This is a genomic window from Actinophytocola sp., assembly GCF_050699935.1.
Classification (GTDB): Bacteria; Actinomycetota; Actinomycetes; order Mycobacteriales; family Pseudonocardiaceae; genus Actinophytocola.
Genome location: NZ_JBOHGB010000083.1, coordinates 22,674 through 31,079 on the forward strand (window position 1 = coordinate 22,674; position 8,406 = coordinate 31,079).

The 8,406-nt window shown below is 72.3% G+C and carries 8 protein-coding genes; 6 read left to right on the forward strand and 2 right to left on the reverse strand.

From position 1 onward, the window contains the following. The first annotated feature begins 98 nt into the window (after positions 1-98). Positions 99-1,358 carry a serine--tRNA ligase gene (gene serS, locus ACRDTB_RS24000; RefSeq protein ID WP_431433735.1) on the forward strand — a complete coding sequence of 420 codons (1,260 nt, stop codon included), beginning with the start codon at positions 99-101 and terminating at the stop codon, positions 1,356-1,358. 196 nt (positions 1,359-1,554) lie between these two features. Continuing rightward, positions 1,555-2,280, forward strand: a complete 726-nt coding sequence (locus ACRDTB_RS24005; RefSeq protein ID WP_431433737.1) for a ZIP family metal transporter — start codon at positions 1,555-1,557, stop codon at positions 2,278-2,280. Between the two features lie 741 nt (positions 2,281-3,021). On the opposite strand, the gene ACRDTB_RS24010 is transcribed toward ACRDTB_RS24005, so the two are convergent. Together ACRDTB_RS24010 and lhgO are read right to left on the reverse strand one after the other, a co-directional pair. Next, on the reverse strand, positions 3,022-3,171 hold the full coding sequence (locus tag ACRDTB_RS24010) for a hypothetical protein (protein WP_431433739.1): 150 nt from the start codon (positions 3,169-3,171) through the stop codon (positions 3,022-3,024). Between the two features lie 306 nt (positions 3,172-3,477). Next, positions 3,478-4,650 (reverse strand): L-2-hydroxyglutarate oxidase, encoded by a 1,173-nt coding sequence (gene lhgO / locus ACRDTB_RS24015; protein WP_431433741.1) that lies wholly within the window; start codon positions 4,648-4,650, stop codon positions 3,478-3,480. A gap of 73 nt (positions 4,651-4,723) precedes the next feature. Here lhgO and ACRDTB_RS24020 point away from each other — a divergent pair, with 73 nt between their 5' ends. The 4 genes from ACRDTB_RS24020 to ACRDTB_RS24035 are packed head-to-tail and all read left to right on the forward strand — an operon-like array spanning position 4,724 to position 8,237. Continuing rightward, positions 4,724-6,187, forward strand: a complete 1,464-nt coding sequence (locus ACRDTB_RS24020; RefSeq protein WP_431433743.1) for a lipopolysaccharide biosynthesis protein — start codon at positions 4,724-4,726, stop codon at positions 6,185-6,187. 33 nt (positions 6,188-6,220) lie between these two features. Next, positions 6,221-6,991: a glycosyltransferase family 2 protein gene (locus tag ACRDTB_RS24025; protein WP_431433745.1), complete on the forward strand. Its 771-nt coding sequence runs from the start codon at positions 6,221-6,223 to the stop codon at positions 6,989-6,991. Beyond that, positions 6,988-7,347, forward strand: a complete 360-nt coding sequence (locus ACRDTB_RS24030) for a DUF2304 family protein (protein ID WP_431433747.1) — start codon at positions 6,988-6,990, stop codon at positions 7,345-7,347. The genes ACRDTB_RS24025 and ACRDTB_RS24030 overlap by 4 nt, the downstream gene beginning before the upstream one ends. Next, positions 7,344-8,237, forward strand: a complete 894-nt coding sequence (locus ACRDTB_RS24035; protein ID WP_431433749.1) for a glycosyltransferase family 2 protein — start codon at positions 7,344-7,346, stop codon at positions 8,235-8,237. Before ACRDTB_RS24030 ends, ACRDTB_RS24035 begins: the two co-directional genes overlap by 4 nt. Positions 8,238-8,406 lie beyond the last annotated feature (169 nt).

Here is an 8,406-nt window from a genome sequence, read left to right on the forward strand (position 1 = left end):
TGCTGTTCATGTTGGGCTCCATGATGCCAGCGCCTGCCCGGTTCGATGTTGCCGAATCACGTTGCCGCACGGACTGGCAAGCCGGATACGCTCACGCTGTGATCGACCTGAAAACGCTGCGTGAAGACCCGGAAGCGGTGCGCACATCCCAACGCACCCGTGGCGAGGACGAAGCGGTGGTCGACGCGCTGCGCTCCGCCGACGAACGCCGCCGCGCCGCCGTCGCGCGGGCGGACGCCCTGCGCGGCGAGCAGAAGCAACTCGGCAAGCAGGTCGGCCGTGCCCGCGGCGAGGAACGCGACGCCCTGCTCGCCCGCGGCAAGGAGCTGGCCGCCGACGTGCGTGCCGCCGAGGCCGAACAGGGCAAGGCCGAGGCCGAGCTCGCCGAGGCACACGCGCTCGTGCCGAACATCGTGCACCCGGACGTCCCGGCCGGCGGTGAGGACGACTACGTCTTGCTCAAGGAGGTCGGCAAGCCCACCGAGTTCGACTTCGAGCCCGCCGACCACCTCGACCTCGGCACCAGGGTCGGCGCGCTGGACACCGAACGCGGCGCGAAGGTCTCCGGCGCCCGGTTCTACTTCCTCACCGGCGTCGGCGCGCAGCTGCAGCTCGCCCTGCTGAACCTGGCCGCCGCGCAGGCCACGGCGCACGGCTTCACGCTGATGATCCCGCCGGTCCTCGTCCGGCCCGAGATCATGTCCGGCACGGGCTTCCTGGGCGCGCACGCCAGTGAGGTGTACCGGCTCGAGGAGGACGACCTGTACCTCGTCGGCACATCCGAGGTGCCGCTCGCCGGTTACCACGCCGGCGAGATCCTCGACCTGTCCGCGGGCCCGCGCCGCTACGCCGGCTGGTCCTCCTGCTTCCGCCGCGAGGCCGGGTCCTACGGCAAGGACACCCGCGGCATCATCCGCGTGCACCAGTTCGACAAGGTCGAGATGTTCGTCTTCTGCGAGCCGGCCGACGCCGAGGCGGAGCACGCCCGGCTGCTGGCGATGGAGGAGGAGATGCTCGCCAAGATCGAGGTGCCGTACCGCGTGATCGACGTGGCCGGCGGCGACCTTGGCGGCAGCGCGGCCCGCAAGTTCGACTGCGAGGCGTGGGTACCGACGCAGGGGCGCTACCGCGAGCTCACCTCGACGTCCAACTGCACGACGTATCAGGCGCGCCGCCTGTCGATCCGCTACCGCGACGAGAACGGCCGCCCGAAGGTGGCCGCGACGCTCAACGGCACGCTCGCGACCACGCGCTGGATCGTCGCGATCCTGGAGAACCACCAGCAGCCCGACGGCTCGGTGCGGGTGCCGGAGGCGCTGCGCCCGTTCCTCGGCAGCGACGTGCTGAGGCCGAACTGAAGGACGCGCCCACGGCGGTGACCTGTGGGGCACCGGCAGGCCGGGTCACCTGAGTGTCCATCCGGGATGGTTGCTCGTCCGCGGCGTGTTGCCGGCCCAGGTCCAGGTCGCCTTCCAGGTGGTCTCGGGCTGTGTCGCGGACGGGTGCGGTTGCCGTCGGGCGGTGGGAACGCGGTGGTCGAGCTACGGTCGCCGGGTGATCGAATCGGCGTTGTGGGGGCTCGTCGGCGGGTCCTCGCTCGTCCTCGGTGGCGTGCTGGCGTTGGTCACGACGTGGTCGGCGCGGGCGATCGCGCTCGTCATGGCGTTCGGGTCCGGCGTGCTGATCAGTGCGGTCTCGTTCGACCTCGTCGCCGAGGCGTGGCCCGAGTCCGGCGGGCTCGTCACCGGCGCGGCGCTGGCGGCGGGAGCGCTCGCGTTCTTCGGCTGCGACGTGGCGATCAGCCGGACCGGCCTGCCACGGCGCCATCGCGTCGGCGCCGACCACGCGGGCACCGCCGCGATGGTGATCGTCGCGGGTGCGGTACTGGACGGAATCCCCGAGTCCGCGGCGATCGGCGCGACGGTGTCCGGCGGGGTCAGCGCCACGTTCGTGCTCGCGGTGTTCCTGTCCAACATTCCCGAGTCGATGTCCTCGTCCGCGGGGCTGCGGCGGGCGGGCCGAAGCGGCCACGCGATCCTCGGGCTCTGGGTGCTGATCGCGGCGGTCTCGGCGGTCGCGGCCGGGCTCGGCTACCTGCTGGTCACGAACTCGCCGGTCGAGGTGGTCGGGGCGATCCGTGGGTTCGCGGCGGGGGCCGTGCTGACGATGGTCGCCTCGACGATGCTGCCCGAGGCCCACGACGAGGGCGGCCCGGTCACCGCACTCGTCACCACTGCCGGCTTCCTGGCCGCGGTCGTGCTCGGTGGCGTCCCCGGCTGAGTTGTCCACACCTCGCCCACCTGTCCACAGCCAACGCTGACCAGCCATTTTCGTCGGACCTCACCGGTAGACTGGCGTGGTGGGGGGTGCCCCCGGGACAGGGTCAGGGTTTCGGCAAAGTCGATCATTCTGATGGGTGCAGGCGCGATCCTGGTTGGTCATGTGGTTGTTGAGGCCCATGATCGGGAGAGTGTTGTGTCTGTCGTGCCATGATCGTTGATTCCTGTCGCGTTCATCCGGTTGGTCTCGTGTGTTCCGCAGGCTGTGGTTGGTCTGTGTCGCTTTCTGGCCGTGGTGCCCGGTCCGTGTCGGCGTCGCGGGGTGCGGCATCGGTTGGTGACTGTCCTCGCGGTGGCTGCGGTGGCGGCGGGTGTCCGGTTGTTGACGGCGATCGGGGAATGGGCTGCCGGCCTGCCGCTGGGGGCGTTGGGGGCGTTGGGGGCGCGTTGTGATGGTTGGTTCGGCTGTTACCCGCCGTCGACCGAGGTCACGGTGCGTCGGGTGCTGCAAACGCGTGGACGGCGATCACCTCGACGCCGTGCTCGGCGCGTGGACCCGGGACACCAGCCGTCGGGACACCAACGGTCGGGATACCAGCGGTGCGGCGGTCGCGGTCGATGGCACAACCCTCCGTGCCCGGTACGGGCGGCGCTGGGGTCCACCTGCTCGCCGCCCTGCATCACACCCATGGCACCGTGCTGGGTCAACGACACGTCCCCCCTCGGCACCAGCGAGATCGCCTCACTGGCGCCGCTGCTGGACCCGCTGCCCCTGACCGACGTGGTGATCACCGCCGACGCCCTGCACACCACCCGCGACCATGCCCATTACCTGCACCGGCACGGCGCGCACTACACGTTCACCGTCAAAGCCAACCAGCACCGCCTGCACGGCGCCCTGCCCTGGCACCGGACAAGCCCCCCGCACCATGGCCAGTCTGCGCAACCTCACCAGCTCCGCCCTACACCCGGCCGGCCACACCAACATCACCCGAGCACAACACCACACAGCCCGCGACACCAACCGACCACTACACCTACTCGGCATCACACCCTGAACAACACAAAGACCTTGCCGGAACACTGCCGGTGAGGGTGGGGCCGCCATCCATGGGGTCACGAGTGTGGGTGGCGGTTGGGCGGAAGGTGCTCAGGGCGGGCGGGCCCGTGAACGGCCGGAGCCTGTCGACCGGCGGGGTCAGGCCACCTGGTCGGCGACGTACTTGGCGATCTCCAGGCAGCACGTCGCGGCGGGGGAGGGGGCGTTGAGCACGTGGACCTGGTTGGGCGCGGTCTCGATCAGGAAATCGTGCACCAGCGTGCCGTCCGGCAGCAGGGCCTGCGCTCGCACACCCGCCTGCGCGCGGACCAGGTCCTCGCGGCCGATCGCGGGGACCAGGCGGGCCAGGCTCGTCGCGAAGCGGCGGCGGGACATCGAGCGCACCACCTCGTCGACCGCCGTGCGCGGGTAGCGGCGGGCCAGGCGCCACAGGCCAGGAAAGCGGAGCGTCTCCGCCAGGTCCACAAAGGACACATCGCGCCAGCGGTAGCCCTCGCGGCGCAGGGCCAGCACGGCGTTCGGTCCCGCGTGGACGCTGCCGTCCAGCATGCGCGTCAGGTGCACGCCCAGGAACGGCAGCGACGGGTCCGGCACCGGGTAGATCAGCCCGCGAACCAGGTGCGCGGACTCCGGCCGGAGCGTGAAGTACTCGCCGCGGAACGGGACGATCCGGGCCCGCGGCGTCACGCCGGCGAGCTGTGCCACCCGGTCGCTGTGCAGTCCCGCGCAGTTGACGAGGGCATCCGCGCGGACGATGTCCGTGCCCGTCGCGATCTCGACGCCGCCGTGCCGGCCGGGCCGGATTCCGAGCGCGGGCGTGGACAGCCGCAGGTCCGCCCCCGACAGCGACGATACGAAGGCCGAGCAGACCGCGCCGAAGTCGATGACTCCCGTCGACTCCACGCGCAGCGCCCCGACGCACGCGACCTCCGGCTCGTACGCGTGTGCCTCCGCCGGGGAGATCAGCTTCGCCGGCACCCCGTTCGCCTCGGCGCGCTCGGCGAGGGCACGCAGGCCGGGCAGCTCCGCGTCGCTCGTGGCCACCACGAGCTTGCCGCACACGTCGACCGGCACGCCGTGTGCGCGTGCGAAGTCCACAATGGACCGACTGCCGGTGACCGACATCCGCGCCTTGAACGAGCCGGGCTGGTAGTACAGGCCGGCGTGCACGACGTTCGAGTTGTGCCCGGTCTGGTGGCCTGCCCAGTGGTCCTCCTTCTCGAGGACCGTCACGTGGTCGCCGCGCGCGGTGAGCTCCCGCGCCACGGCCAGCCCGAGGATCCCGCCACCCACCACCGCAACATGTCGCACGGGCCGTGACACTACTTGCGGCCGGCACCCGGCGCGGCGACCGCGGGTCCGGCCGTGCGCCTACGGTGACCGGGTGGCGAGTGTGCGACAGCGGGCCGGCCCGGCGCTCCACATGGGCGCGGGACTCGCGCTCCTCGGCGCCGCGGGCTACGCGTTCGTCGCGCTGACCGGGCACACCCTGCCGCCCGCCGACGCCGCGGCGGCCGCGAGCCTCTACCTGCTGGTCAACATCGTCGGGCCGGGCCTGTTCTCCGCGCTGGAGCAGGAGACGAGTCGCGCGGTCAGCGCCGAGCTGGCCGCCGGGCGCGACCCCCGCCACGTCACGCGCAACGCCTGGCTGCTCGCCGCCGCACTGCTCGCCGCGGTGCTCGTGGGCCTCCTCGCGATCTCCCCGGTGCTGACCGGCAAGGCGCTCGCCGGCGAGTGGGGGCTGTTCGCGGCCGTGCTGCTCGCCGCCGCGACCGCGGCCGCCGTGTACGTGGTGCGCGGGCTGCTCGGCGGCCGCCAGCGGTTCACCGGCTACGCGGCGACCCTCGCCGCCGAGGGCATCGCGCGGATCCTGCCCTGCGTCGTGATCGCGGTCAGCGGCATGCCGAACGCGGTGGCCTACGGGCTCGCGTTCGCCGCGGGCGCCGCGGTCGGCGCGCTGGCCGGGCTGCCGTGGCTGCGCCGGCCGGACGAGCGGGTTGCTCCGGCGGCGCGGACTGGCGAGCGGGTCGACCGGGCGAACGAGCGGGTCGCCCCGGTGCGGCCGGACGAGCGGGTCGACCGGGCGGTACCGACGGACGAGCGGGCCGGGCGGGCGGACGAGCGGGCGGACGAGCGGGCCGGGTGGCCGGACGCGCTGTCGGTCTCGGTCGGGCGGATGGCCCGGGGACTCTCCTTCCTAGTCGGCGGCACCCTGCTGATGCTGGTCGTGATGAACGTGGCGCCGGTCGTCGTGACGCCGCGGCTCGCCGACGACGCCGCCACCGCGGCCGCGTTCGCGTCGGCGTTCGTGCTCGCCCGCGTCCCGCTGTTCCTGTTCGCCCCCGTGCAGGCGATGCTGCTGCCGGCGCTGACCCGCGCCGCGACCCGCGGCGAGCTCGGCGAGGTGCGCGCCAAGCTGCGGCTGATCCTGCTGGCGGTCGCGGCGATCGGCGTCCCCGGCGTGCTCGCGTCGTTCACCGTCGGGCCCTGGGCCGTGCAGGTGTTGTTCGGGGCCGACGTCCGGCTCTCCGGCGCGGTCGTCGGCCTGCTCGGGGTGAGCACGGTCGGCCTGATGGTCGCCCAGGTGCTGCAGCCGGGCCTGGTCGCGCTCCGCCGGCACAAGATCGTCACCGTCGCCTGGCTCGCCGGCACCGTGGTCCTCGGCGTGCTGCTCGCACTGCCCGGCGACCCGATCCGGGCCGGCGTGGTGGCGCAGTTGGCGGCCTCCGCGCTGGTCGTGACGATCATGGTGGGCGCGCTTCGGCGGGCTCTCGGACCACGGCGAACTCCCGGTCCGGCGGAGGCCGTGGACCGGGTCAGCGGTGATTCAAATGTAATAAAACGGTGACCACAATGTGACGAGACCAGCTAACCTAAGGCGGTGTCCGCCTCACCCGCCTCGAATCCGCTGATCGTCGTTCCGGCCTGGAACGAGGAGCAGGCGGTCGGCGAGACCGTGCGAGAGATCCGCGCGGCGACCCCGGACATCCCGGTGCTCGTAGTGAGTGACGGCTCCACGGACGAAACGGTTCATCTGGCCCGGCGGGCCGGCGCCCGAGTCCTCGCCCTTCCGTTCCGGCTCGGCGTCGGCGGTGCGATGCGGGCCGGGTTCCGCTACGCGGTGCGGCACGGCTACGACGCCGCCGTTCAGGTCGACGCCGACGGCCAGCACGACCCGGCCCAGGTGCCGGTGCTGCTGTCCGGGCTCGCCGGGGCGGAGGTGGTGATCGGCGCCCGGTTCTGCGACAGCGACGACGCCTACCGCGTACGCGGGCCCCGCAAGTGGGCGATGGTCGTGCTCTCCAAGGTCCTGTCCCGGCTGACGAAGACCCGCATCACCGACGCCACCTCCGGCTTCAAGGCCACCGGCGGCCAGGCGCTGCCGCTGTTCGCCGAGCACTACCCCGACGAGTACCTCGGCGACACGGTCGAGTCGCTCGTCATCGCCGTGCGGGCCGGATGTGCGGTGCGCCAGGTTCCCGCGCGCATGCGGCCGCGGCGTGGCGGCGAGCCGAGCCACCGGCCCGTCAAGTCCATGATCTACCTTTGCCGCGCAAGCCTGGCCCTGGTGCTCGCGCTGATCCGGCGCTGGGACGTCTCCCCGGCGTTCGCGACCGAGGCGGTGAGCCCCGTCAAGGGAGGCACGCGGTGACGGACAACAACTACGTGATCGCGCTCATCGGCAGCGTGCTCATCCTCGCCGGCATCGTGGAGCTGCTGCGCCGCCGCCAGCTCAAGGAGAAGTACGCGGTGCTGTGGCTCCTGGTCGGCCTCGTGCTGGTCGTGTTCACCGCCTTCCCCGCGCTGCTCACCCGCATCGCGTCCGCGCTCGGCGTGGCCGTGCCGACGAACCTGCTGTTCTTCGTCGCCATCCTGTTCCTCGTCGGCGTCGTGCTTCACCTGTCCTGGGAGGCGTCCCGGCTGGAGAACGAGACCCGCAGGCTCGCCGAGGACGTGGCGATCCTGAGACTCGACCTCGCCGAGCTGAAGCGCGAGAAGACGGATTGAGCGCGACCGTCGACATCCTCGTCCCGTTCTACGGCGACGCCGCGCTGCTGCGCGAAGCCGTGGCGAGCGTGCTCGCCCAGCACGACGACCGCTGGCGGCTCACCGTGGTCGACGACCACGCGGATGACCCGGGTGAGCTCGCGGCCTGGTTCGCCACGATCGGCGACGAGCGCGTCCGCTACCTGCCCAACCCGGCGAACCTCGGCCTGACCGGCAACTTCAACCGCTGCCTCGAGCTGGTCGAGCACGACCTCGCCGTGCTGATGGGCTGCGACGACCGGCTGCTGCCCAACTACGTCGGCACCGTCCTCGACGTCCACGCCGACCACCCGGACGCCGGCATCATCCAACCGGGCGTGCGGGTCATCGACCGCGACGGCCGGCCGGTGCGGACCCTGGTCGACCAGGCCAAGCGGCACGTCTACGCACCCCGGGTGAGCGGTCGCCGGACGATGGCCGGTGAGCAGCTCGCGATCAGCCTGCTGCGCGGCGACTGGCTGTACTTCCCGTCGCTGGCCTGGCGGGCCGCGACCATCACGTCGGTGCGGTTCCGCCCGGACCTGCGGGTGATCCAGGACCTCGCGCTGCTGATGGAGCTGGTCCAGCGGGGCGAGCGGTTGGTCGTCGACGAGACCCTGTGCTTCGAGTACCGCCGCCACGCCGCGAGCGAGTCGTCGGCGACCGCGTTCGACGGGTCCCGCTTCACCGAGGCCGGCACGTTCTTCGCCGACACCGCTGCCCGGCTGCGCGAGCACGGCTGGCCGCGGGCGGCACGGGTGGCACGCCGGCACCTGTCCTCGCGGATCTTCGCGCTCACCATGCTGCCCAAGGTACTCCGGCAGCGGGCCGGGGTCGGCGCGCTCACCCGGCACGTGTTCGGCCGCGCCTGACCCGGCCGGCCGGCGGACTCAGCCGGCTGGGCGCGAGGCGGTGTCGCAGCCGGTGATTTTGTAGAGCTTGCTGGGGCCGGAGGAGTCGATGAGTTCGAAGCCGTGGGTGCTGTGGGGGTCGGTGAGGCCGGTGTAGTAGTTCCAGCGGTTGTCGCGGGTGCGGAATTGG